This is a genomic window from Sphingomonas sp. DMC8 (genome assembly GCF_056314185.1).
Genome location: NZ_JBQUYV010000005.1, coordinates 85,692 through 109,424, shown reverse-complemented (window position 1 = coordinate 109,424; position 23,733 = coordinate 85,692). Strand labels below are relative to the sequence as shown.

General features: G+C 64.7%; 18 protein-coding genes. 4 read left to right on the top strand and 14 right to left on the bottom strand.

Features of this window, described 5'->3' with window-relative positions; all coding sequences use genetic code 11:
• Positions 1-98: 98 nt before the first annotated feature.
• Together ACT53K_RS11705 and ACT53K_RS11700 are read right to left on the bottom strand one after the other, a co-directional pair.
• A complete protein-coding gene (locus ACT53K_RS11705) occupies positions 99-1,772 on the bottom strand; it encodes an RNA-directed DNA polymerase (protein ID WP_476228830.1) in 1,674 nt (557 codons plus the stop codon).
• 1,078 nt (positions 1,773-2,850) lie between these two features.
• Entirely contained in the window at positions 2,851-5,007 is a 2,157-nt protein-coding gene (locus tag ACT53K_RS11700; RefSeq protein ID WP_476228829.1) for an alpha-glucuronidase family glycosyl hydrolase, read from the bottom strand.
• A 420-nt stretch (positions 5,008-5,427) separates the two neighbouring features.
• On the opposite strand from ACT53K_RS11700, the gene ACT53K_RS11695 reads away from it, so the two are divergent.
• Positions 5,428-6,384 carry a P-loop nucleotide/nucleoside kinase family protein gene (locus ACT53K_RS11695; RefSeq protein ID WP_476228828.1) on the top strand — a complete coding sequence of 319 codons (957 nt, stop codon included), beginning with the start codon at positions 5,428-5,430 and terminating at the stop codon, positions 6,382-6,384.
• Between the two features lie 24 nt (positions 6,385-6,408).
• Here the strand turns inward: ACT53K_RS11695 and ACT53K_RS11690 are convergent, their stop codons facing one another.
• From ACT53K_RS11690 to ccoN, 12 genes are all read right to left on the bottom strand, one after another.
• Positions 6,409-6,750: a helix-turn-helix domain-containing protein gene (locus tag ACT53K_RS11690; protein WP_476228827.1), complete on the bottom strand. Its 342-nt coding sequence runs from the start codon at positions 6,748-6,750 to the stop codon at positions 6,409-6,411.
• Positions 6,751-6,956: 206 nt separating this feature from the next.
• Positions 6,957-10,271, bottom strand: a complete 3,315-nt coding sequence (locus ACT53K_RS11685) for a trifunctional glycoside hydrolase family 18/polysaccharide deacetylase/glycosyltransferase family 2 protein (RefSeq protein ID WP_476228826.1) — start codon at positions 10,269-10,271, stop codon at positions 6,957-6,959.
• Between the two features lie 121 nt (positions 10,272-10,392).
• The gene (locus ACT53K_RS11680) at positions 10,393-10,626 is read right to left on the bottom strand and encodes a hypothetical protein (protein WP_476228825.1); all 234 of its coding nucleotides are present in this window, start codon (positions 10,624-10,626) and stop codon (positions 10,393-10,395) included.
• On the bottom strand, positions 10,616-11,938 hold the full coding sequence (gene hemN, locus ACT53K_RS11675) for an oxygen-independent coproporphyrinogen III oxidase (RefSeq protein WP_476229049.1): 1,323 nt from the start codon (positions 11,936-11,938) through the stop codon (positions 10,616-10,618). The genes ACT53K_RS11680 and hemN overlap by 11 nt, the downstream gene beginning before the upstream one ends.
• A gap of 5 nt (positions 11,939-11,943) precedes the next feature.
• A complete protein-coding gene (ccoS, locus tag ACT53K_RS11670) occupies positions 11,944-12,108 on the bottom strand; it encodes a cbb3-type cytochrome oxidase assembly protein CcoS (protein ID WP_476228824.1) in 165 nt (54 codons plus the stop codon).
• A complete protein-coding gene (locus ACT53K_RS11665; RefSeq protein WP_476228823.1) occupies positions 12,105-14,249 on the bottom strand; it encodes a heavy metal translocating P-type ATPase in 2,145 nt (714 codons plus the stop codon). The genes ccoS and ACT53K_RS11665 overlap by 4 nt, the downstream gene beginning before the upstream one ends.
• On the bottom strand, positions 14,246-14,704 hold the full coding sequence (locus tag ACT53K_RS11660; RefSeq protein ID WP_476228822.1) for a FixH family protein: 459 nt from the start codon (positions 14,702-14,704) through the stop codon (positions 14,246-14,248). The genes ACT53K_RS11665 and ACT53K_RS11660 overlap by 4 nt, the downstream gene beginning before the upstream one ends.
• Positions 14,701-16,212, bottom strand: a complete 1,512-nt coding sequence (gene ccoG, locus ACT53K_RS11655; RefSeq protein WP_476228821.1) for a cytochrome c oxidase accessory protein CcoG — start codon at positions 16,210-16,212, stop codon at positions 14,701-14,703. The genes ACT53K_RS11660 and ccoG overlap by 4 nt, the downstream gene beginning before the upstream one ends.
• Positions 16,199-17,131, bottom strand: a complete 933-nt coding sequence (gene ccoP, locus ACT53K_RS11650; protein WP_476228820.1) for a cytochrome-c oxidase, cbb3-type subunit III — start codon at positions 17,129-17,131, stop codon at positions 16,199-16,201. Before ccoP ends, ccoG begins: the two co-directional genes overlap by 14 nt.
• Entirely contained in the window at positions 17,124-17,288 is a 165-nt protein-coding gene (locus ACT53K_RS11645) for a cbb3-type cytochrome oxidase subunit 3 (RefSeq protein ID WP_476228819.1), read from the bottom strand. Before ACT53K_RS11645 ends, ccoP begins: the two co-directional genes overlap by 8 nt.
• Positions 17,285-18,019: a cytochrome-c oxidase, cbb3-type subunit II gene (gene ccoO, locus ACT53K_RS11640; RefSeq protein ID WP_476228818.1), complete on the bottom strand. Its 735-nt coding sequence runs from the start codon at positions 18,017-18,019 to the stop codon at positions 17,285-17,287. The genes ACT53K_RS11645 and ccoO overlap by 4 nt, the downstream gene beginning before the upstream one ends.
• 12 nt (positions 18,020-18,031) lie before the next feature.
• A complete protein-coding gene (gene ccoN, locus ACT53K_RS11635; protein ID WP_476228817.1) occupies positions 18,032-19,693 on the bottom strand; it encodes a cytochrome-c oxidase, cbb3-type subunit I in 1,662 nt (553 codons plus the stop codon).
• Positions 19,694-19,966: 273 nt separating this feature from the next.
• Between ccoN and ACT53K_RS11630 the strand changes: the two genes are divergently transcribed.
• The 3 genes from ACT53K_RS11630 to ACT53K_RS11620 are packed head-to-tail and all read left to right on the top strand — an operon-like array spanning position 19,967 to position 23,726.
• Positions 19,967-21,475, top strand: coding sequence for a DUF4153 domain-containing protein (locus ACT53K_RS11630; RefSeq protein WP_476228816.1), 1,509 nt, complete (start codon positions 19,967-19,969; stop codon positions 21,473-21,475).
• A complete protein-coding gene (locus ACT53K_RS11625) occupies positions 21,472-22,179 on the top strand; it encodes a response regulator transcription factor (protein WP_476228815.1) in 708 nt (235 codons plus the stop codon). The genes ACT53K_RS11630 and ACT53K_RS11625 overlap by 4 nt, the downstream gene beginning before the upstream one ends.
• On the top strand, positions 22,176-23,726 hold the full coding sequence (locus tag ACT53K_RS11620; RefSeq protein ID WP_476228814.1) for a sensor histidine kinase: 1,551 nt from the start codon (positions 22,176-22,178) through the stop codon (positions 23,724-23,726). The genes ACT53K_RS11625 and ACT53K_RS11620 overlap by 4 nt, the downstream gene beginning before the upstream one ends.
• Positions 23,727-23,733 lie beyond the last annotated feature (7 nt).

The following is a 23,733-nucleotide window of genomic DNA, read 5'->3' as shown; positions in this document are numbered from 1 at the left end:
CTTGCCGAGAACCGCCATGACCGTCTCATCAGCTATACGGCGCCATCATAGGCTGTCTCGAATCAGCCAAACCGATTGGCTGTGATCCCAGTTGTCATCTAATAGGTCCGGTAATCGTTGGTGGGCAGTTCCCACGCCTCCAGCAATTCCTGATCGTCTATCTCTTCCATTTTCCAGCTGCGAAGTGCAGCCATGTGTCGCACGAACGCATCAGACGGTTTCTTAGGCTTGCTGCGCCGAACATTGTTAAGACGCCGCTCCTTATCGTAAAATGATACGTTCCGCCGTCGGAGTTCGGCGAAGTAGGGATGGTTCTGAACAAAGCCAGCAGTGGGAGGCGTAAGCCAGCCTTTCAAGTCGGCTTCGTAGGCCACGAGCCACAGATTGGACTCGAGGCCTTTTACGGTCATCGCTTGAGTCCACAGCGACACGTCGATCGCTCCTTCAATGAGGCCCGTTTGGCGCAGGTCAAGCAGGACTAAGGCACAAGCTGAGCTCTCCAGCTTCGTTACAGGTTGCACCCAGTCCGCTGGAAGCTTGATCCTTAGAATCTTGGCGAGGAACAAGGTCCACACGATTTCATAGTGGGCAGCCGAAGGCCCGCACTTTGCGATGGTATCCTTAATGAACTTTGCGACACGCGCTTTGTTAACTGGGAAGGCTTTGGCGTTGTAAGAGGCCAGAAGGTGTACCACCATTGGTATAGTGGTCGCGTTCGCTCGCGCGGCCTTCAATAGGTACGTTTCAAACTGCGGCCAGTTGACCTTCAGGATGTCCGAGCTTCTTAATAGATTGACAGCAAATCGCAGGACATTGGAACCTTTGTTTTCAGCTGAATAACGAAATGCTTGAGCAAAATAATGATCAATATCCTTCGATTGCTCAGAAAAATCTCCAGAAATGGCGGTTTGGCGTAGCGCGGTAGGCCAAACCGGCTGCACCTCAGTTGGTGCATGCACCACTTTCGTTTTCTCTGGATGAATCTCCAACTCGTAGTCGCGAGCGGCCGTTGCCAGCACGGCTACTGCTTCTTCTGCCTGCCCAGCATTGTCGAAACCGATGTACCAATCATCGACATTTCGCACGATGCTGTCCGCTGAAAATTTAAGTTCCGCCTGCACTCTGGCATCAATGGCAACTGCTATGATTTCGGCGATAATACGGGAGGTATCTGGCCCGATAGGAATACCTATTGACTGATTATCTTGCCCTTTTCGTACTGCCTCATCAAGGCGCCCGCCTAGAGAATTCTTAAGAGCGGGAGTATTTACATGCAATTTAGCCCAAGCCTTAGTGTGCAATCCCCAAGCGATGGCATGGGTGTAGAGTGTTCCGTAGAAGCGAGAGATATCTGCTACGAGGGCGTGGTTGTGCAACGCCGAAATTTCTGAGTGCCGAAGAGCTACAAGCCGGAAATCTGGCGTGGGCACAGCTCGGCTCTCGCCCGATTTTATGATCACATCCTCGACACCGAAGCTACAAGACGTGAGATGCTTGCTGATTTGCTGCCAGCCGTCCGCAATGAGCTTTGCCACGTGGTACTGCGCGACCGGATTAACAATCGCCAATTCCCGTCGCCAATCCGTGATCTTGGGGATGCTAAATCGCTCTGCATTTGTCCTTGGATACTTGGGATAATTTTCTAACCTAGCCCACGCATCGCCGATGGCTCGGCGATACTTCGCAAAATCGGCAGTCGTGAATGCAGGTGGCAGTTCCTCCGGAAAATACCCTGCCCCCAATAGGGCTTTCAGTCGTTCGCTTTTGGACATCCTTTCCTCACCCTCTCGGCCCGCAACAATCATTTACATAGCTGGCCTTTGCCATCAACGACGCGTCTGAGTGAAGACGTGCGGGCACAGGTGACGCCACCGGACGGGAAACCCTTCCAGTCGAACCACGTCACTACTTTTGTGCCTCGCTGATAAAGAGCGAACTGCGTCAGGCCACATTCGTTGATGTGCGGGCAGATGCATTCCGCCACAGCCCTTTTGGTTCCTTGCCGTCGCTTGCGACCTTTTCAAATATCTGGTTTTGGGCCGAAAACCGCCGCTTCGCTGGCGATACGGGAATGGCGGCTCTGTCCCAACCCAAGGCATACGCAGCGATCGCCACCCGCACCATCAAACGTAGCAGCCGCCGTCTTGCACCCGCAGCGACGATCCCCATATGTTCCACAAATGCTGGTGTCAGCCGGCCGCTCTTTGATCTCGTTTGCTCCCCCCTCCTGCGCGCGGAGCGACACGCTTCGCGGCCGCGATCCGTGTTTCGGCGGGCAACACGCACCGAAGCTGCACGAGCCTAAACTTCCTAAACTTCACATCCGCGTGTCGCGGTCCTCTCCATCGGCCGTCACCCCAGCGAAAGCTGGGGTCCCCGGTAGGCTGGGCGACACCGGCACAGCACTACTGCAAGAGATGCCAGCGTGCGCTGGCATGACGCTGAAGATGGGTCGCCATCCATGCGACTGGGCCTAAACTTTCTAAACTTCGCCTCCCGGCACCAGCCCGTCGCGAGCCAGCGCCGAAACGCGCGCGAGCCTAAACTTCCTAAACTTCGCACCCCCGCACCGTCCCGTCGCGTGCTGCAGTCCTCTCCACCAGCCGTCACCCCAGCGAAAGCTGGGGTCTCCGCGAGGCTGGGCGGCAACGGCACAGCGCTACTGCCAGAGATGCCAGCGTGCGCTGGCATGACGCTGGGGACGGGTCGCCGTCCATGCAACTGGCCCTAAACTTCCTAAACTTAGCACCCCCGCACCGGCCCCGCCGCGAGCCCGCGCCGAAACACGCGCGAGCCTAAACTTCCTAAACTTCGGTCGGCGGCCCCTTCACGGCGCCGCCCCCGTTTCGCTCAATCCTTGCTCCCCGGTGCGTGCGGTCTCCGGATCGCCTCGTAATAGCTGAGCGGCTGCGGCGGTGCGGCGTGGCCGGCCGGTAGCGGGCGCTTCGCGATCGACTGCCAATAGGCGATCGAGGCATCGCGCCACCACTGCGCCTCCTCGCGCTGGATCGCCAGGAAATCGCGGACCTCGGCCCAGCGCCGCGCGTCCACCTTGCCCTCCAGCCCGGCCCAGCGGTGCTGCATGTCCTCCACCGTGGCGATGCCGGTGTCATAGTGCGCGATCAGGCTGTCCCACAGCGTTGCGCCGGAGCGCATGCGATAGTCCCAGGGGACATGGTGGAACCACAGCAACAGGCTGTCCGGCACCGTCTTCAGGTCGCCCCAGCGCTTCGCCAGTTCCGGCGCATATTGGCCGAGCGCGTTGCTGCCGCTTGGCGTGCGGTCAAAGCCGATCCCCTGCGCATCGGCGCGGTGATAATAGACCGGGTTCCATTCGGGCCGGGTCAGGTTCGATACCCACGGCCCCGGGCCGTAATGATGGTCGGTGGACATCAGATGGCCCAGCCCCAGCGGCGTCATATAATTCACCACCGCTTCGCGCGATTCGAGCATCATCGCGACGATCGGGTCCGCCACGGCCGGATCGTTGCTCCAGGTGAGATGCGCCCAGTCGCGGGCAATGTCGGCGGCGCTGTCCTCCGGGTTCCACGCCAGCCGGCCAAAGGCGTACCAGTTCGCCTGGTCGAACTGCGATCCGCTCCAGTTGAAGTCGCTGCCGATATTGGCAACCCCCGCCATGCCGGTCGGCGCGCCCGGCGCGACGGGCGTTTCCAGCGTGCGGGCGACCGTGCTGCCTTGTGCCGGGCGGAAAGTGTCGCTCCGCAGCACCTCTTCCCACATCGTCCCCAGATAGGCGAGGTGCGTGGCGAAGCCGAGATACTCCTTGGTGATCTGCACTTCCATCATCAGCGGCGTCTTCGGCATCGCGCCGAACAGCGGATGGAAAGGCTCGCGCGGCTGAAAGTCGATGGCGCCGTTCTTGACCTGGAGCAGCACATTGTCGCGGAACTTGCCGTCGAGCGGCACGAACTCGTCATAGGCCTGTTTGTGGCGGTCGGCGTCGTTGGTCGCCGAATAGACAAAGGCCCGCCACATCACCACGCCGCCATGCGGCGCCAGCGCATCGGCCAGCATGTTGGCGCCATCGGCATGGCTGCGCTTGTAGTCGGACGGGCCGGGCTGGCCTTCCGAATTGGCTTTCACCAGAAACCCGCCGAAATCGGGAATCAGCGCGTAGATTTCGTCGACCTTCGCCTTCCACCAGGCGCGGACGGCCGGGTCGAGCGGATCGGCGCTCTTCAGCCCGCCGATTTCGATGGGCGCCGAAAAGCGCGCGGTCAGGTACAGGCGAATGCCATAGGGCCGGAACACCCCCGCCAGCGCCCGCGCCTTGGCCAGATACAGCGGGGTCAGGCTGTCGGCGCTGGCGTTCACATTGTTCGGCACCATGCCGTTGATGCCGATCGACGCATTGGCGCGGGCATAATCAGTGTAGCGCGGGTCGAGATAGCCGGGCAGCTTCTGCCAGTCCCACAGCGACTGGCCCGCATAACCGCGCTCGACCGTGCGATCGAGATTGTCCCAATGGTCGAGCACCCGCAGTTGCAGCCGCGGCGCATCGGCCAGGTCGAGTGCGGCGATCGGCTGCCGGGTCTGCACCAGCTTCAGCAGACGGAAGACGCCATAGAGCGCCCCCACGTCGCTGTTCGCCGCAACCAGCGTCACGCGGTGCCCGTTCATGGTGACCGACCGGAGCAGAAAGCCTTCGCGGCCCAGTGGCGCGAGCGGGAGGTTCATGCCGCGCAGCAGCGGAGCCCCCTTCGTCGCCACGACGATGGCGCCGTCGCCGTCCACGGCGCGGTGCCGCTCGGGGGCGGCGCCCAGCATGCCGCCCAGGCCGCGGGTCAGTTCCGCCTCCGCCGCCCGGAAGGTGGGGCTGTCGCCCTCGAGCACGACATAGCGCACTTGCCGGACCAGCGAGGCGCGCGCCGATGGATCGAGCGGGGCATAGCGGAGCCAGAGATCATAGCCCGTTTCGGCGTGCAGCCGATTCGGCAGCAACTGCACCGCCAGCACCAACAGCATCGTGAGTCCGAATCGCTTCATGCACCTGCTCTCCATCGCGGTCGCCGCCGCCTTGCAGCATTTCTAGCAGGACAGAGATGATACCGCTACCATCGCTGTACCACGCGGTGGATTATCATCCGTTCGACCTCTGGAAATCGCCCGGTCCCGCCCCCATTTTCGGACCTAGCCTCTGCGGGCAGGCGCAATGCCGGTTGCGGGCGACAGGCAATGTGCCGGATGCGTAGCGCTCGCCTTTCGTCGCAAAGCCGTCGTTCAAAGCTGTTGCCGCGCGCCTTATCGCGACAACAACGCAAAAGGGCCTGATCGGTACGCTCCCGTTCAGGTTTGACGCCTATAAAAAAGAGTGCGCGCGAGGCCGGATGAACGGTCTGCGTTCCAGGGAGCAGACCTATGGCGGCAGCGGCCGCAAGATGGACAGGACTTTTCAGGAGCGCTCCCTTGCAGGTTGCGCCCGATCCCCGGTCTTTGCACGAACAGGCCGATGCGCTTAGCCGCAGCCATGCCGCTGCGGACCGGGTCGCCAGTTCCGCTGCCTTTCGCCAGGCGCTGCTCCAGGCGGCACGGACCCCGGCCCAGCATAAAGCCGTCACCATCCACGCCGCCGACATTGAACGCCGCGCCCGCGCCGGCCGCGTTCGCCGGATCGACGGGCGCGAGGAAGATATATTGTACGCGCTCGCCCGCCATCTGGCGGCGACGCTCAGCGAATCCGGACCGGGCGACGCGAATATCGTCGCCAATCGCTATCTCGACATTTCTCCCCAAGGGGCGACGGGCTGGTCGTTGCTCCCGCTGTTCCTGTCGCTCCATCTGGAGGATGCGGCGGCCATCGACGCGATGCTCGCCCCCGCCCCGCCGCAACTCGTCGTGATCGGCGGTTTGTCCGGCGCAGGCAAGTCCACGCTCGCCCGGCTGCTCGGCGGCCATATCGGGCAACGCCCCGGCGCGCGCGTGCTGCGATCGGATGTGTTCCGCAAGCGGCTGGCGGGCCTGCCGCCAGAAACTCGCCTGCCCGCGTCGCATTATACGCGCCGCAACGATGCCGAGACCTACGAAGCGCTGTTCGAATCGGCGGACGACCATCTGCGCTGCGGCAACGCCGTCATCCTGGAAGCAGTGTTTCTCAATCGCAGCGAGCGCGAGGTGGCGGAGGCGCTCGCGGCGCAGGCGCGCGTGCCTTTTACCGGGATCTGGCTGGAAGCGCCCGAGCGCGATCGCCTGGCCCGCGTGGCGGCACGACAGGGCGATGCCTCCGACGCGACCGAGGAAGTGGCGCGCGAACAGGCAAAGCGTCCCATCGGCGACCTGTTCGGCTGGCACCGGATGCGCTCGAACCGCGCAACCGATCTGCTGGTCCCCGCCGCCCGCAGCGTTATCGATCGTGCGCGGCGCTAGTTCGCATCGCCGGGGCCGAACGATTCAGACGGTTTCCGATTCCCCTTTGGCAGCCACAAAGGGCGCATCGGGCTCGCGTGGATAGAACAGGCCGTGCAGCGACTCCAGCATCTGCCGGGCATCCGCACTCGCCAGCGAATAGAAAATCATCTGCCCGGCGCGACGTGCGGATACCATGCCCTCGCGCCGCAACAGTGCGAGCTGCTGCGACACTGCTGTATCCCGTGCGCCGGTAAGCCGCGCGAGTTCTCCTACCGACTTTTCGCCGTCCAGCAGGTGGCACAGCAGCAAAAGCCGGCTACGTCCCGACAGCGCCTTCAGGAATAGCGAAGCGCGGTCGATTACTTCGATCAGTTCGTTCTTCACCCGGCAATGGCTATGCCCGTCTGCCTCTGCATGCAAGCCGCTATCGCGCGGAAAGGAAAGGAATTTTAGAAACATATATCAAGTTTGTTGCAAGTCGCATCCGAAAAATGCGTCTTGTTGCGCAGGCGGCCGCAAGCAAAGCCGAGAACAGCGGGGTCAGCACTTGCGATGTCGACTGTCTGCAAGCGATCGCTAAACAGACCGACTCAGCCCGCCTGCGTCCCCGCACCCGCCCCGACCCGGCCGGTCCGCTCCAGTTTGCCCCAGCCGACCCACCAGCCGCCCAGTGCCGAACTGATGGCCCGCAGCACCACCCAGTACATCAGCTGACGATAGACGAAGCGCTGCATCACCAGCAGGATCGCCGGGTAACGCAATCGCCGGCTGTTGAGCCGGTACGCCACCCAGCCGCAGCCCACGTCGATCGAGGTGAACGCCAGCCAATAGATGCCCATGGTGCCGACATCGCCCTGGGTCTGTTCCCAGCCATGCTGCCAGATGCGCACGCCGGTTGCGATGATCGCCGTCACCAGCGCCAGGTCGATCAGCGGCGATATGGCGGCGAACAGGATCTGGAACACCCATGCCTGGGGGAGGCCGATCAGGGCGAGGCCGAGGGCGGTACGCTCACGATACAGCCCGCGATGCTTCCACAGGCACTGCAGCGTGCCGAATGCCCAGCGATAGCGCTGCTTTGCCAGCGCCTTGAAGCTCTCCGGCGCCTCGGTCCAGGCCACGGCGTCGGGGTCATAGCTTACCCGCCAGCCCGCACGCTGGATCGCGATGGTCAGGTCCTGATCCTCGGCCAGCGTATCTTCGGGATAGCCGCCCACCGCGTCGAGCGCCACGCGGCGCCAAGCACCGACCGCGCCGGGCACAACCGTGATCGCATTGAAACCGGCAAGCGCGCGCCGCTCCAAATTCTGTGCGGTGATATATTCGACCGCCTGCCAGCGCGTGACCAGATTGACGCGGTTACCCACCTGCGCACTGCCGGCGACTGCGCCCAGCTTCGGATCCGCGAACCAGCGCGCAAGGCGGCCGATCGTCTCGGGCTCGAACTGGGTGTCGGCGTCGAGCGCGATGATCACTTCGCCTTTGGCCTGTTGCAGCGCCCGGTTCAACGCCGAGGCCTTGCCGCCATTCTCCAGCGTGAGCAGCGTCACGCGGGGATCGTCACCAAACGCCGCCGCGATGATCTCGCTGGTCCGGTCCTTCGATCCGTCATCGGCGACGATCAGCTCAATCGAGGGATAGTCGCTGGCGAGCACGCGGCGCACCGAGGCCTCGATCACCCGCTCCTCGTTATAGGCCGGGATGATGACGGAGACGCTGGGCACAAAAGCGGGCGGGGTGCCACGCTCGCGCAGCCGCTGGCGGAGCGCCAGTGCTGCCAGGATCAGCGCCCGGGCGATCCCCAGTGTGATGGCAATGAAGAACATCCAGCGCAGGCCCGAAGCGAGCGCGGCAAGCACGATGAAGATGGCAATATCCGCCCGCACCGCCAGTAGATCCTCGCCCTGAATCTGCGGCATCACCGCGTCATAGGAAAGGCCGGCGAGCTGCGACACGGGTACGAAGCGATAGCCCGCCGCCCGCAGCTTCTGGATGATCACCGGCAAAGCCGCGACAGTCTGGCTACGGTCACCGCCGCCATCATGGAGAAGGACGATGTTCGCCGATCGGTCGGGCGTGGCGCTCAGAACCTGATTGACGGCGCTATCGATGATTTCCTGCGTACCGGGCCGCTTCCAGTCGTCCGGGTCGGCGTGCAGGCCGACCACGGTATAGCCCAGCTTCTGTGCAGCCAGCGCCGGATCAAGTTCGTCCGCGGTGGTCGGCTCGGCGTCTCCGAAATAGGGCGCACGGAACAGCCGCATGCCGCGCCCGGTATAAGCCTGTACCAGCCGCTGCGTGGCATTGAGCTCGATCCGGGTGCTCTGGTCGGAAACCAGCGCCAGATTGGGGTGGGTATAGGTGTGGTTGCCCAGCTCATGCCCCTCCGCCACCATCCGCCGCAGCAGCAGCGGATGCTGCAGTGCATTTTCGCCGATGATGAAGAAGGTCGCGGGAACCTGATTCCGCTTCAGAATATCGAGGATCTGCGGCGTAAAGTTCGGGTCGGGTCCGTCGTCGAACGTCAGCGCCACCAGATTCTTGGAGGCGCCCGTCCGCACCACACGATAGGGCGTGGGCAACACCGGATAGGTGACGTCGCGGATCATCTGGGCCTTGTCGAACACCGGTTCGCGGCGGCCAACGGCAGGCGTGGCGACAACGCGCAGGATTTCGCCATTGCCGTCCACTTCGGGCTCGCTGGCGGGCACCATGCGCGTAAGGTCGGGAACGCCGCCGTTTCGGAAACTGATCAGCGCCGGCCAGATGCCAGCATCTTCACGACCCAGCCGCCAGACAGCGACGCTGCCCACGCCCATGGCGCGCACGGCCTGCAACTGGTTCCAGGTCGCGGCCGCATCGACCATCCACACTTCGTGATGCTCGCCGTCTTCGTCATAGGCGAAGGCGCTGTTGCCGCTGACCTTGTCGAAGGTCACGGTCGCGTCGCTATCCCGTGCTGCCTGCCATGCTTCTTCGATGCTCAGCGGGTCGACGTCCTTGCCGTGCCAGTCATAGCCATAGCTGGCCAGCGCGACGATCAGCTTGCTGGTGCCGACTTCACGCACGGCGTTGCGCAATTGCTCGACGAACCACGGCTGCGAGGCGATCGGGCCGGCGGTGCCACCGCCCCAATGCTCGTCATAATCCATCAGGATCACGCGATCGGCGGCGGCTGCGAAACGCTTCAGATTCCAGTCCGGATCGCCCGCCGGGACCGTCACTGCCACCACCTTGTCCTTGGGAAGCGCCGCGTTGATCTGGCCGAGTAGCTGGATATAGCCCGACAAGGCGCTGGCGGGCAGGCTCTCGAAGTCGAGTACGACGCCGGCCTGATTCTTCGCCTTCACCATAGCGGCAAGGTCGCTTGCCAGCTTCTTGCGTGCTGCCGGGCTGGCCAGCAGCTTTACGGTGCCGGCCGTGTCCCACGCCGCATCGGTCACGTTCTGCACCATCGGCAGCACGCGCGAAGGCCGGCGCGCATTGGCCATGATGCTGCTGAACTTGGGATCATCGACGATCTGCATCTTGTGGTCCGGCCCAGTCACCGTCACCAACGCGGGTACCACCCAGTCGAGATCGCGAATGTTGCGCCTGAGCGAATCCGCGCTGGCGGGATCGTCGGGCACATAGAAGCCCACAGTCAGCGGCGCACCCGGCGTCCGGTTCGATGCCGCAGGCAGCCAGCGGGCCGTACGCTGCTGGCCCCGGGCATTGAGCGAGCGGATCGCGGCCGGCCGCGCATTTTCCCAGCGGACCGCCAGATCCTGTGCCGGCGTAACGCTCAAAATCGTCGCGGCGAACACTACGGCCGTCAGCAACACCACGATGATCAGCGCGATAACGGCGCGGAACGTCCAGCGCTTGCGACTACCTGTTGGATCGAAAAAAACCGGACGCGACATGCAGGAATCCCCAAGCAGCCGGAATCATGCCCGGCCGCGTAACAACGACGGCCTCTCTACAGTGTCTCACTGAACCTTGGCTATACCGGGAAAAATCCGGGGAAAGAGAGGCGTTTTCCTCTCAGCGGCAGCGCTTTTCGCTGCGATATTTTTTGCGTAGCGCGGCCGCGTGGCAGGCAAGCGCGCATTTCTCGTCGCGCGGATGCCGGGGCTTGCCGGGGATCGGAATCTCGCCCGAAGCGCCGCCTATGCCGCAATAGCCGAGCCGCAGCCCAGGCTCCACCGGCACAGCCAGCACCGGGGCGGCCGCGAGCATCAGCACCGCAGCGGCGGCAAGGGCGGCGTCAAACCGCATTGCTGAACCGCGCTGCTTCCGGACCGCGATAGGCATCAAGCGCACTGGCAATCACCCGTGCATAAGGCAGCGCGCCCTCGCCCAGAACCAGCGCGGTGCCCTCCCAGCGGATCAACCCCAGTGACTCGAACCGCGCAAGCCGCGCGATGATCGCGGGCCGGCCCAAAATCGCCGACAGATCGGCGCGCCCCTGGCAGAGCAATGCCTCGATTGCAGCAGCGCGGCGCTGATCCTCGGCGCTGCGGTGCAGGCCGCGCGCAGCGGAGAAGCGCCCCGCCCCCACCGCCAGATGCCAGCGGCCGCTATTCTTCTCGTTCTGGATGAGCCGGTCGGGAAAGGCGCTGATCGCCGTCGCACCGAGCCCGATCAGAATATCGGCCGGATCTTCGGTGAAGCCCTGAAAATTGCGCCGCAGCCTGCCCTCGCGGGTGGCAATGGCAATCGCGTCACCGGGCCGCGCGAAATGGTCGAAGCCCACCGGCGCATAGCCCGCCGCAATCAGCGTAGAATGCGCCAGCGACGCTTGGGCGAAGCGTGCGGCGGCATCGGGCAAGGCGCTGGCGTCGATCCGGCGCTGGCGGGGGATCAGGTGCGGCACATGCGCATAGCCGAACACCGCAAGGCGATCGGCTCCCATCGCCATGCTTTCGTCCAGCGACGCCAGCAGGCTTTCGGTCGTCTGACCCGGAAGGCCATACATCAGGTCGAAATTGATTGATTCCACCCCGGCGCCACGCAACAACGCCACCGTCTCGGCGATGCTCTCGCGCGGCTGCACCCGGCCGATCGCCGTCTGGGTCGCGGGATCGAAGGTCTGGACACCCAGGCTCACGCGCGAAACGCCCGCACGCCCCAGCGCGTCGGCCCAGGCGCCATCGAACCCGCGCGGATCGACTTCGACCGACAATACTGGCGCTGCCGCCCCGAAGGCAGTGCGGCAATGCGCGGCCAGTCCATCAAACGCTTCGGGGGTGATCGCGTTGGGGCTGCCGCCACCAAACGCAATCCGCCCCACCCGTCCGCGCCCGCCCAACCGCCGCGCGACCAGTTCGATCTCCTCGTGCAGCCGGTCGAGATAGGCGTTGAGACGCGTTACCTTGTTCGCTGCGCCGGTGTTGCAGCCGCAATACCAGCAGATCTCATGGCAGAAGGGGATGTGGAGATAGAGCGACAGCGGCGCATCTTCATCCACCGCATCCAGCGCCTCGGCCATGTCGTCATGGCCGATCGCGTCGCCGAACTCCGCCGCCGTGGGATAGCTGGTGTAGCGCGGCACCGGCGTCGCCAGCAGTTCGGGATGGTAGGTCCACATCGCCATCACCCCTGCTTCGGTCCCGAAGCGTCGTCGTCATCGATCAGGATGCGCAGCGCAGCGCCGTCGAGATCATCGAACTGGCCCGACCGAATCGACCAGAAAAAGGCGCCCAGCCCGGCAAGGCCCAGGGTGAGTGCGGCGGGGATCAGGAAGGCGAGTCCGTTCATCGTGCTGCACGCCTTAGCCGCAGCGCATTGGCCACCACCATGAGGGAAGACCCGGACATGGCAAGCGCGGCCACCAGCGGCGTCACCAGCCCGGCAATCGCCAGCGGCACCGCGAGCAGGTTGTAACCGATCGCCATCGCGAAATTCTGCCGCACTACCTGCATCGTCCGCCGCGCCGCCACCACGACCGTCGGCACCGGCGCCAGCGCATCGCCCAGAAACACCAGGTCGGCGGCCGTCTGGCCTACATCGCTCGCCGAAGCGGGTGCGATCGACACATAGGCCGCCTTCAGCGCCGGCCCGTCGTTCAGCCCGTCGCCGACCATAAGCACGCGGTGCCCCTGACGCTGCAGCGCCTCGATCCGCTCGAGCTTGTCACCCGGGCGCATATTGCCGATCCCCGGCACGCCCAAGGCCAGCGACACAGCACGCACCGCCGGCATCCGGTCGCCCGACACGATCATCGGATCGATGCCGAGCGCCTTGATCCGCGCCAATACCGGCCCGGCATCGGCGCGCAGCGCGTCGCGGAAGTGGAGGAGGTGCGCCGGTCGATCCCCCACCGCCAGCGCCACCGCCAGCCCGTCGGCCGCGGCAACCTCCACCCCCAACCAGGCGGGGCGCCCCAGTCGCACCGTCCGCCCCAACCATTCGCCTACAACACCGTCGCCGGGCTGCTCCGCAATCGCCGTCACGTCGGCAGGCGCGATACCCGCGCCCTCCAGCGCACCCGCCAGCGCACGCGACAGCGGGTGGCGGCTGGCACGCGCCAGCGCCAGCGCAACGCCCTGCTCGTCTTCGCTTAATATCTCGACGCCGCCTTCGATCTGCGGGCGACCGAGCGTGAGCGTGCCGGTCTTGTCGAACAGCGCGACGTCGGCCTCGGCCAGCCGCTCGAGCGCCGCACCGTCCTTGATCAGTACGCCTGCGCGCATCAGCGCCCCTGCCGCGACGACCTGCGCCACCGGCACCGCCAGCCCCAGCGCACACGGACAAGTGATGATCAGCACCGCCACCGCGATCAGGATCGACTGGTGCAGCCCTGCCCCGGCCAGCATCCAGCCGGCAAAGCTGAGCGCCGCGAGCGTATGGACTGACGGCGCGTATAACCGCGCGGCGCGATCGGCGATGCGGACATAGCGCGACTTGCTGCCGCCCGCCGCCTCCATCATTCGGGCGATGTCGGCAATCACGGTCCTATCACCCGCCGCCGTCACCTTGACCGTCAGCGACGCTCCAAGGTTGATCGTACCGGCGAGCACGGCCCCGCCCGGCGACACCGGTTCGGGGGCGCTCTCACCGGTGACGAGTGCGCGATCGACCGTGCTGGTGCCTGTTTCGACCACACCGTCCGCGGCGAAGCGCTCGCCAGCCGCGACCAACATGCGCATGTTCGGCGCCAGTTCCCCCGCCGCCCGCCACTGCGTTGTGCCATCGGGACGCAGTACCAGCGCGCCGGGCGCAGTCTGACGCAGCAGCGCGGCGACGCCGTCCTCGGCCCGCGCGCGCATTACACTGTCGAGAAAGCGGCCCGCGAGCAGGAAGAACAACAGCATGATCGCGCCGTCGAAATAGGCATGCGGGCCGCCAATGGCGGTTTCATACAGGCTGGTTGCACAGGTGAGGACTACGCCGATCGAAATCGGCACGTCCATGTTGGTGCGGCCATGGCGCAGTGCCGCCCAGGCGCTTTTGAAGAAAGGCCGGCCAGCATATGCAACCGCCGGCAGTGCTATCAGCGCCGATAACCAATGGAATAGCGCTCGTGTCGCGCCTTCGGCCCCGGACCAGACCGAGACCGACAACAGCATCACGTTCATCGCCGCGAAGCCGGCCACCGCCAGCGCCTTTACCAGCATGCGGCTTTCAGCATGGACGCGGGCGTCGGTCTCGCCAACAAAGGGATAGGATTCGAAACCGATCGACGCGATCGCCGCCTGCAGATCGGCATCTCCCAATGCGGCCACATGCGCGATCCGCACCCGCTTCTGGCCAAAATTCACGCGCGCCTGCACCACGCCCGGCACCACCGCCAGCCCATTCTCCAGCTTGGCAATGCACCCCGCGCAATGCAGCGCGGGCACGTTGAACAGGCTTTCGGCGCAGACTTCGCCTTCGCTCGGGTGCAGGCTTGCGTTCACCGACTGATCTCGTCCTCGAACCGCGCTTCATGGCTGCCGCGCCGGACACGAATGTGGAGTAGCCAGCGGCCGGCCGGCAGATCGTCACGGGACAGGAACTTGCCATGGCCCATGGGCGCGAAGCGGACCAGATGGTCGGGCGCGCGACCCAACGGATGGCTGGCAATGGCTGTCACCTCGGCGCCGTCCAGCGGACCCTCGGGTGCATCGGCCTGGATGGCGATGGCGCGGTCGGCCGTCAGCGTCGCGTCCGCCTTCCAGCCGAGTGCTTTCTGTTCCCGCGCCGCTTCCAGCCAGCCATTGTAGCGCTGGCTGGCAACATAGCTGTTTTCGACGACCACGCCGCCGAAGGTGCGCACGGCATAATTTGCCATGGCCACGTTGACGGCGATGATCACTCCGAACATCGCGACGAAGATGCCGGCCATGTGCCAGCCAGTGAAACGACGGATCATTGGCCCTCTCCCGGACGTTCGAAGAAGCTGCGATCGGTGGCGCTGCCGCCTTCGGCATCGAGCGCGCGCACGGTGAAAACGAGGTCGCTGCGCTGAGCACCCTGTGCCGGGGCGGCGACGAACATCTGCACCTTGGCCACCTGATCGGGAGCTACCGGCACAATCACGCTGCGCGCGGCACCGGCGCGCTCGCCGCTATCGCCGTTCCACAGCACTGCCCCCGGTACGCCGTCGATCGACACTTCGAACCGGCGCGACCGGCCCTCCATGTTGCGCAGCTTGACGACGTAATTGTTGCGCACCGCGCCGTCGGACAGGCGGACATAAAGCGGATTGCGGTTCTGCAGCACGCTCAGGCCCAGATGCGTACGCGTCCCCAGCGCGAACAACATGCCGCAGCCGATACCGCCCCAGAGCAGGAAATAGATGAGAGTGCGCGGCCGGAACAGCCGCTTCATCACCGACACCTCGGGTTCGCCCCGCTTTGCGCGCGCCTCGTCGGCCAGCGTCGAATAGCCGATCAGCCGGGTCGGCCGGTCGATCTTCGTCATGATTTCGTCGCAGGCGTCGATGCAAAGGCCGCAGGTTATGCAGCCGATCTGCGGCCCTTCGCGAATGTCCACCCCGGTCGGGCACACGGCCACACAGGCCGAACAGTCGATACAATCGCCGAAACTGGGCACTTCCTCGCCATTCGCCAGCGCGACCAGCGACGGCGTGCCGGCATCGGCATGATGGGCGGTGCTGCGCTTCAGGCCGCGGCTGCGGGGTTCGCCACGCCAATATTTGTAGGTGACGACCAGCGAAGTCTCGTCCTGCATCGCCGCCTGGATGCGTGGCCAGGGGCACATATAGATGCAGACCTGCTCGCGCATCAGTCCGCCCAGCGAATAGGTGGTGAAGGTGAGAATGCCGATCGTCGCATAGGCGGCCATCGGTGCCTGGCCCGTCACGACCTGACGGAACAGGGTGGGCGCATCGGCGAAATAGAAGATCCAGGCGCCGCCGGTCACCACACCGATCGCCAGCCAGATCGTGTGCTTGACAACGCGCTTGGCGATCTTCTTCGGCCCCCAGGGCGCGCGGAGCAGCCGCATCTGGGCATTGCGGTCGCCGTCAATCCAGCGCTCGACATGGACGAACAGGTCCGTCCACACCGTCTGCGGGCAGGCATAACCGCACCAGGCGCGACCGACTGCCGAGGTGACAAGGAACAGGCCGATCCCCGCCATCACCAGCAGCCCGGTGACGTAATAGAATTCGTGCGGCCAGATCTCGATGCCGAACATATAGAAGCGACGATGTGCGAGATCGACAAGCACGGCCTGGTCGGGGGCATAGGGCCCGCGATGCCAGCGCAACCATGGCGTGACGTAGTAGATTGCCAACGTCACGGCCATGATCGCCCATTTCAGGCGGCGGAAACTGCCATCCACCGCCTTGGGGAAGATCTTGCGGCGCGCTTCAAAGAAGCGCCCGCCATTGATGAGGTCTTCAGGGCTGACCATCAGTCTTCACCGGAGCCGCGGCCGCCTGGGCAACCGGTGCCGGGTCGGCTTCGCCGCCGCCCAGCGAGTGGACATAGGCCGCAAGCATCTTGATAGTCACCGGATCGAGGCGTCCGCTCCAGGCAGGCATCACCCCGGCACGAGCATTGGTCACTGTTTCTGTCAGGGTCGCGCGATCTCCGCCGTAAAGCCAAATCGCATCGGTAAGGTTCGGGGCGCCAAACTGGCGACCGCCCTTTCCATCTGCACCGTGGCACACCGCGCAGTTGTTGGCGAACAGTACCGCGCCGCGCTTGGCCGAGGCACTCGCCGGCTCCTGATGTGAAATGAAGCGGACATAGGACACCGTATCATTCACTTCGGCCGGTGTCAGGATGCCGTCACGGCCAAAGGCCGGCATCTGGGACATCCGGGTGGCGTCGTCACCCGGATAGCGGATGCCGTGTTCCAACGTCTGGTGGATGGTATTGATGTCACCGCCCCACAGCCAGTCGTCGTCGTTAAGGTTCGGATAGCCCTTGCCCCCGGTCGCGCCCGAGCCGTGGCACTGGACGCAATTGACCTTGAATGCAGCCCGGCCACCTTCGACCGCCGCCTTCAGCAGCTGCGGGTTACGGGCAAGCTGGTCGACCGGTGTGGCGGCGATGGCGTTGCGGATCGGCGCCTGCCGCGCCTCCTCGGCCTTCATCTCCTTGGCCAGCGACGATCGGCTCGACCAGCCGAGCGTGCCCGTGGTCGCCCGGTGCAGCATCGGCCAGGCCGGATAGAGTACCGTATAGACGATCGCGAACAGGATCGTGGCGTAGAAGATATAGAGCCACCAACGGGGCATCGGGGTGTCGAGTTCCTCGATCCCATCCCATTCATGGCCGACCGTCTGGGTGCCGGTCTTTTCGTCGATGCGCTTGTTCTCAGCCATCGTTCCGGTCCTCGTCTTCGAAGATGCTGTGGGCGGCGCGCGCATTGTGGACATGCGATCCGCGCCGGAAGGTCCAGCCGGTGAAGGTGACGAACAACACCCCCATGGCGATCAGGCCGTAGCTGTCGGCGATCTCACGCAGGACATCGTAGCTCATCGCGCCTGCTCCTGCGGGGCAGCCGACTTGAAATCGACCTGGGTGCCAAGACCCTGAAGATAGGCGACCAGCGCATCCATCTCGGTCAGGCGACCGGGATTGCCGTCGAAGTCGCGGGCCTGCGCCTTCGGATAACGCTTCTGCAGATCGCTGTGATCGGCATTGGGATCGGCCTGATTCTTCAGATCGGCATCGGCCTGCGCGATGTCGGCGTCGGTATAGGGCACGCCGACCTTGCGCAGTGCCCGCAACTTCGCCGTGGTCAGGCTTGTGTCGAGGTCGCGATCCGCGAGGAAGCCGTAATGCGGCATGATCGATTCCGGCACCACCGCCTGCGGGTTCTTCAGGTGCTGGACGTGCCATTCGTCCGAATAGCGGCCGCCGACGCGAGCCAGGTCCGGCCCGGTCCGCTCCGACCCCCATTGGAACGGGTGGTCGTACATGCTCTCGGCCGCCAGGCTGTAATGGCCATAGCGTTCCACTTCGTCGCGGAACGGCCGGATCATCTGGCTGTGGCAGCCATAGCAGCCTTCGCGGATATAGATGTCGCGGCCAGCCTGTTCGAGCGGGGTGTAGGGTCGCACGCCCTCCACCTTCTCGATGGTAGAGTCGATCCAGAACAACGGCGCGATCTCGACGATGCCGCCGATCGCGACCGTGACGAGCGCCAGTGCGCCGAGGAAGGTGACGTTTCGTTCGATCTTCTTGTGATCGAGGATGCTAAAAGCCATGATGTCAGCTCCTCACTCGGCAGCAATGGCGTTGGATTGCGCGGGTTCGGCGACGATCGGGCGATCCTTCGCCGGATCGTAGGGCGCGCTCGACATCGGGGCTTCGTCACGCACGCGGCCGGCAATCGTCATCCAGACGTTCCAGACCATCAGCAGCGAGCCGGCGAAGTAGAGAAGACCGCCCAGTACGCGTATGAAATAATAGGGTTTCATCGCGGCCACGACTTCGGCGAAAGAATAGACCAGATACCCGTCCTGACCATATTCGCGCCACATCAGGCCCTGGGTGATGCCCGCCACCCACATCGAGGAGGCATAGAGCACGATGCCCAAAGTCGCGCACCAGAAGTGCCAGTTGACCATCCGCAGCGAATAGAGCCGCTCGCGACCCCACAGGCGCGGCACCATATAGTAGATCGCGCCGAAGGTGATCATGCCGTTCCAGCCCAGCGCGCCGGAATGGACGTGGCCGATCGTCCAGTTGGTATAGTGGCTCAGCGAGTTGACGGTCTTCACCGACATCATCGGGCCTTCGAAGGTGCTCATGCCGTAGAAGGCGAGCGCGAACACCATCATGCGGATGATCGGATCGGTGCGGACCTTGTCCCAGGCGCCGTTCAGCGTCATCAGCCCGTTGATCATGCCGCCCCAGCTGGGCATCCACAGCATGACCGAGAACACCATGCCCAGCGTCTGCGCCCAGTCGGGCAGCGCGGTATAGTGGAGGTGGTGCGGGCCGGCCCAGATATAGAGGAAGATCAGCGACCAGAAGTGAATGATCGACAGCCGATAGCTGTAGATCGGGCGCTCGGCCTGCTTCGGCACGAAATAATACATCATGCCCAGGAAGCCGGCAGTCAGGAAGAAGCCGACCGCGTTATGGCCGTACCACCACTGGGTCAGCGCGTCCTGCACGCCCGAAAATGCCGAATAGGATTTCGAGCCAAGCAGCGACACCGGCATCGACAAGTTGTTGACGATGTGCAGCATCGCAATCGTCAGCATGAAGCCGAGATAGAACCAGTTGGCGACGTAGATATGCGGTTCCGACCGCTTCAGGATCGTGCCGACATAGACAGCGATATAGGCAACCCAGACAATCGTCAGCCAGATGTCGACATACCATTCGGGCTCGGCATATTCGCGGCCCTCGGTGATGCCCAGGACATAGCCGGTCGCGGCCAGCACGATGAACAGCTGGTATCCCCAGAACACGAACCGGGCGAGCGCCGGCAGCGCCAGTCGCGCGCGGCAGGTGCGCTGCACGACATAGAAGCTCGTCGCGATCAGCGCGTTGCCACCGAATGCAAAGATCACCGCCGACGTGTGCAGCGGGCGGATACGGCCAAAATTGACGTACTCACCCAGATTGAGCCACGGAAACGTAAGTTCGCTGGCGATGACGATGCCGACCAGAAAGCCCACCACGCCCCAGAAGACCGTGGCGATCACCCCCCATCGGATGACGTCGTCATAGTAGCGCGACTGTGCCTGCGCGGCCGGCACCGGCTCCTGCGTCACCTTCTTCATGGCGAAGAAAGCGGCGGCAAGCGCGGCGACGGCGGCGATGGCCATGTGAATCGCAAAGCCGTGATCCACGGCCAGCACGGCGGCGAAGATCGCCGCGACTGCAAGGAGAAACCAGCCTCCTGCTGCGGTTACTGCATTGTCCATTGTGCCCCTGCCCGTCAAAACGATTGCCGGGCTGTCCCGAATATGGCCTTGCGCCGCCTTGCGCAGAGTCAAGAATCCGGGCCGCACCGCGGCATGGGCCGTTTGCCAGCGCGAGCGCTCGCGCTGTATTGGGCAACCTCCCTACGGGTGTTTGCGTAAAGACGGTCTGCACCGAAACTGCATCGCACCTGCGCAGATATCGCGCGATGCGCGCGGCATGGCCTGCGCCACGGCGTTGCATGTGCATTCCCCGAACCACGCAAGGGGATCCGCATGACCATCGCACGCCGCTACCCGCCCAGCCTGCTGGCCAAAGTGCTCGCCACCATCATTCTGGTCGGACTGGCCGACTGGCTGTTCCTGTTTCACAGGGTAGGCGCCACGCTCGGGATGTTTGCGCTGATCTGGACAGCCACGCTGGTATTGTTGAATCCTGCCCTGCAGCGCGGCAAGCCGGCACTGGCCATCACCTTTGCGGCCCTGCTCGCATTGCTGCTGATCGAACGGCCCACGATGGCGACATGGGTGCTGTTCTGGGCCGCCTTATCCAGCGCGGTACTGCTTCCCGGGCACCGTTTTGATCAGGCGCTGCTCTGGTGCGCCCGGCTGATGGGCTATGGCCTGATCGGCATCGCGGCCCCGGTGCGAGACCTGTGCCGGTTGTTGCGCGCTGGCGGCGGTGCACAGGTCGCACGGCTGCTTGGGCTTGTCACGCTACCACTGATCGGCAGTGCGCTGTTCGCGCTGCTGTTCGCCAACGCCAATCCGGTGATCGGCAATTGGGTCGAAGCAATCCGGATTCCCCAGATCGACACGCTGATCGTCCATTGCCTCTTCTGGTGCTTCCTGCTGCTAATGGTGTGGCCCAGCCTGCGTCCGGCAGCACCCGACATCGGCCTGCTATCCCGCTTTCAAGATCCGTCGCTTCCAGCGCCGCCAGCGTTGCCAGCGCTACCGGTCCCAACCATGTTGCTGTCGCTCGCTGCCTTCAACCTTGTTTTCGCCGTGCAGAACGCCCTCGACATCGCGTTTCTTTGGAGCGGCGCCCCGCTGCCCGGCAACGTCACGCTGGCCGACTATGCGCATCAGGGTGCCTATGTGCTGATCGTCACGGCCTTGCTCGCAGCTCTGTTCGTGCTGCTTGCCTTGCGCCCCGGCAGCCCTGCCGCGAAGAACCCGGCGATCCGTTGGCTGGTGGTGCTATGGGTTGCGCAGAACCTGATCCTGGTCGCCTCCAGCATGGTGCGGACGCTCGATTATGTCGAAGCCTTCTCGCTCACTGCCTTCCGCATCGAGGCGCTGGCCTGGATGGCGCTGGTCGGCGGTGGACTGGTGCTGATTTGCTGGCGATTGCTGACAGGCATGTCGGCGGCGTGGCTGATCAACGCCAATGCCGCCGCGGCACTTGGCGTGCTCGTCGGATTTTGCCTGTTCGACGCGGGGGCGATCGCTGCGACCTACAATGTTCGTCACGCCCGCACCTCGGCCGATCTCGACCTCTGCTATCTCAACCGGTTAGGCCCATCGGCACTGATCCCGCTAATTGAACTGGAGCGCCGTGCCGCGGGCCCCCAATTTCAACAGCAGGTCGCCTGGCTGCGCGCCAAAGCTGAAACGCGACTGCTTCAGGAACAGGCCGACTGGCATAGCTGGACCTGGCGCGGCGCCCGGCGGCTGGCACAGGCCGAAGCGATGCTGAAGGAACGCCCCGGATACACCGCGGCACCCAATGTCACGCGCGACTGCGACGGTTCGCCATTGACGGCGGAGGGCCAGCGATGATCCTGTGTCCCATGCCCCGCACGATCCTGATCGTCGACGACGATCCGCATATCCGCCAGTTGCTTGTCTTCGCCCTTGGGAAGGCCGGTCTCGACGCGATCGAGGCCGGCGATGGCGAGGCCGCGCTGGCGCTCGCGGCCGCCCATGCCCCCGATCTGGTGGTGCTCGACATCAACATGCCGCGCATGGACGGGCTGGAGGTTTGCCGACGGCTCCGCGCCGCAGGCGAGACCCCGATCCTGTTCCTTTCGAGCCGCGACGACGAGATCGACCGGGTGATAGGCATCGAGCTGGGCGCCGACGATTATGTGGTCAAACCCTTCTCGCCGCGCGAACTGGTGGCGCGGGTGATGGCGATCCTGCGCCGCACCGCCAGCCGCCCCCCGGTCGCCGAGCCCGCCGGCGCGATCGTGCAGGGCCGGCTGCGGCTCGATCTGGAAGGGTGGCGCGCCGAATGGGCGGGTGCCGAGGTGCCGCTGACCGTCACCGAATTCTCGATCCTGCGCACGCTGGCGGCGATGCCGTCCAAGGTGTTCAGCCGCGATGCCATCATCGACCGGCTGCATGGTCCCGGCTTTGCCATCACCGACCGGACGATCGACAGCCATATCCGCAATCTGCGCGGCAAGTTCGCCAAGGCAGGTTGCGGCGACCTGATCGAGACCCGCGCCGGCATCGGCTATCGGCTCGGCAGCTGCGCGTGATCCGCGCGGCGAAGGAATGGGTAAAGCGCCGCTGGCCGCGGATGCGGCTGCGCACCATTTTGTTCGCCACATTATTTGCGGTGGCGGCGATGCCCGGCATCGGCGCGGTGTTCCTGCGCGTCTATGAAAACACGCTGGTCCGGCAAACGGAAAGCGAACTGGTTGCGCAGGGAGCCGCCCTTGCAGCCACCGCGCAGGCCCTGTGGCCGGGCGCGTCGCCAACCCCGCTCCCGCCCTTCCAAGCCGAAGCGCCGACCATCGACCTCAGCGCCTCGCCGATTCTGCCCGAGCGCCCCGCTGCCCTGCCCGCCGGCCCGCCCGATCCGGGCGCTTTGGCCGTCGCGCGCCGGCTGTCGCCCATCCTGATGCAAACCCAGCGTAGTACGCTTGCTGGCATGGTGCTGCTTGACCATGCCGGGGTAGTCGTCGCCGGGCCGGAGGCGAATTCCAGCCTCGCGATGCTGCCGGAAGTGCGCACCGCACTTGCTGGTCAACCAACAACGGTGCTGCGCGCGCAGGGCGGCTATCGCGCGGTATATTATTTCGAGTGGCTCTCGCGCGCCGCCGCGATCCGGGTGCACCATGCGCGGCCCATCGTCGTGAACGGCAAGGTGGTCGGCGTACTGCTCCTCTCCCGCTCGGCGCGCGCACTGTTCAAGGGCTTGTATCAGGACCGCGGCAAGATCGCGCTGGGCGTGCTGGTCATCTTCGGGCTGCTGATCGTGCTGAGCGGCATGATTTCGCGCGGCATCACGCGCCCGATCGAACAGCTCGGCGCGGCAACGCGGGCAGTGGCAGCCGGACACGGCACGATCCCCGAAACCCCGACCACCGCCGCAATCGAGATCCAGGGCCTCTATGCCGATTTCGCCGTCATGGCCGCGGAGATCGAGCGTCGCTCGCGCTATCTGCGCGACGTTGCCTATGCCGTGAGCCACGAATTCAAGACACCGCTGGCGGGGATACGCGGCGCAATCGAACTGCTGCAGGATCATGACGCGGACATGCGGCCCGACGAGCGCCACCGCTTCCTCGCCAATGCCGATGCCGATGCGGGCCGGCTGACCCAGCTCGTCACCCGACTGCTGGACCTTGCCCGTGCCGACATGACCGCAGCCGCCCCCGATGCCGCGACACTGCTCGCACCGGCGCTCGCGCGCGTGGCGGACGCCCATCGCCGCGACGATTTCGTCGTTGCGATAGAGCCGCTGCCCACGCAGCCGGTGGCGGTGCCGGCATCGACGATCGAGGCGGTACTGGCGACCCTGTGCGAGAATAGCATCCAGGCCGGCGCCCGGCGGCTGACCGTTTCGGCCAAGCTGGAAACAGACACGATGACGCTTATCATCGCGGACGACGGCCCCGGCATGGCCCCTGCCGACCGCGCCCGGCTGTTTGAGCCCTTCTTCACCACCCGCCGCGCCGAAGGCGGTACCGGGCTGGGGCTTGCGATCGCCCGGTCGTTGCTGGATGCCGCGCGGGCAACGATCGAGCCGCTGGAGACAGACACCGGCCTCGCCTTTGCGATCCGGATGCCGCTCGCCTGAATTGCAT

Excerpts from the sequence above, each read along its gene's own strand:
- ACT53K_RS11705 (WP_476228830.1), bottom strand. The coding sequence starts at position 1,772 with ATGTCCAAAAGCGAACGACTGAAAGCCCTATTGGGGGCAGGGTATTTT.
- ACT53K_RS11700 (WP_476228829.1), bottom strand. The coding sequence starts at position 5,007 with ATGAAGCGATTCGGACTCACGATGCTGTTGGTGCTGGCGGTGCAGTTG.
- ACT53K_RS11685 (WP_476228826.1), bottom strand. The coding sequence starts at position 10,271 with ATGTCGCGTCCGGTTTTTTTCGATCCAACAGGTAGTCGCAAGCGCTGG.
- ACT53K_RS11680 (WP_476228825.1), bottom strand. The coding sequence starts at position 10,626 with ATGCGGTTTGACGCCGCCCTTGCCGCCGCTGCGGTGCTGATGCTCGCG.
- hemN (WP_476229049.1), bottom strand. The coding sequence starts at position 11,938 with ATGTGGACCTACCATCCCGAACTGCTGGCGACGCCGGTGCCGCGCTAC.
- ccoS (WP_476228824.1), bottom strand. The coding sequence starts at position 12,108 with ATGAACGGACTCGCCTTCCTGATCCCCGCCGCACTCACCCTGGGCCTT.
- ACT53K_RS11660 (WP_476228822.1), bottom strand. The coding sequence starts at position 14,704 with ATGATCCGTCGTTTCACTGGCTGGCACATGGCCGGCATCTTCGTCGCG.
- ccoG (WP_476228821.1), bottom strand. The coding sequence starts at position 16,212 with ATGGTCAGCCCTGAAGACCTCATCAATGGCGGGCGCTTCTTTGAAGCG.
- ccoP (WP_476228820.1), bottom strand. The coding sequence starts at position 17,131 with ATGGCTGAGAACAAGCGCATCGACGAAAAGACCGGCACCCAGACGGTC.
- ACT53K_RS11645 (WP_476228819.1), bottom strand. The coding sequence starts at position 17,288 with ATGAGCTACGATGTCCTGCGTGAGATCGCCGACAGCTACGGCCTGATC.
- ccoO (WP_476228818.1), bottom strand. The coding sequence starts at position 18,019 with ATGGCTTTTAGCATCCTCGATCACAAGAAGATCGAACGAAACGTCACC.
- ccoN (WP_476228817.1), bottom strand. The coding sequence starts at position 19,693 with ATGGACAATGCAGTAACCGCAGCAGGAGGCTGGTTTCTCCTTGCAGTC.
- ACT53K_RS11630 (WP_476228816.1), top strand. The coding sequence starts at position 19,967 with ATGACCATCGCACGCCGCTACCCGCCCAGCCTGCTGGCCAAAGTGCTC.
- ACT53K_RS11625 (WP_476228815.1), top strand. The coding sequence starts at position 21,472 with ATGATCCTGTGTCCCATGCCCCGCACGATCCTGATCGTCGACGACGAT.